The organism is Pseudoalteromonas sp. SG43-4 (assembly GCF_014164325.1).
Lineage (GTDB): Bacteria > Pseudomonadota > Gammaproteobacteria > Enterobacterales > Alteromonadaceae > Pseudoalteromonas > Pseudoalteromonas distincta.
Genome location: NZ_JACJFB010000053.1, coordinates 1 through 701, shown reverse-complemented (window position 1 = coordinate 701; position 701 = coordinate 1). Strand labels below are relative to the sequence as shown.

The 701-nt window shown below is 51.5% G+C and carries 1 protein-coding gene; it reads left to right on the top strand.

The window, feature by feature from the left end:
• Window positions 1-701 (top strand): Ig-like domain-containing protein (locus H5160_RS20105; protein WP_182738536.1); only part of this gene is annotated, 701 nt, incomplete at both ends.

Here is a 701-nt window from a genome sequence, read left to right as displayed (position 1 = left end):
ACCATCACCGACAGCGCAGGCGCTGTGCAAACCATTGAGACCCTAGTTGGCAGCGATGGCCACTGGAACATTGAGATTCCAGGTGCCCTTGCACAAGGTGACTTTACTGTAAGCGCGAGTATTACTGATGCGGCAGGCAACGAGAGCACCGCAAACAGCAGTGGTAATGTGGATACTATTACGCCAATCGTCACCGTTGATGCACTGGGCCTTGGCAACGATAGCACCCCAGTTGTTAGTGGTACTTCAACAGAGCCTGAAGGCACCGTTGTAAACATTGTTATTACTGACAGTAACGGTGATGAACACCCAATCACCGCCACCGTGGATGCAAACGGTGACTGGCAAGCAACCAGCCCTGAATTACCGGATGGAAGCTACACCGTGCAAGCCAGTATCACCGATGATGCAGGCAACACCGGTGGTGCAACACAAACAGGCAACTTAGATACCTTAGCGCCGACACTGACGTTAGACACAGTCGGTGCCACGAATAACAGCACGCCAACAATTAGCGGGACATCGAACGCGCCAGCAGGCACGGTTATAACGATTAACGTCACGGATGCAGATAATACAGAAACGTTTACTGCAACAGTACAAGCCGATGGCAGCTGGTCAGCAGATGTACCGAACGCGTTAACTGATGGTCCACTCACTATTGAAGCAAGCGTTAGTGATAACGCCGGTAATACCACTAC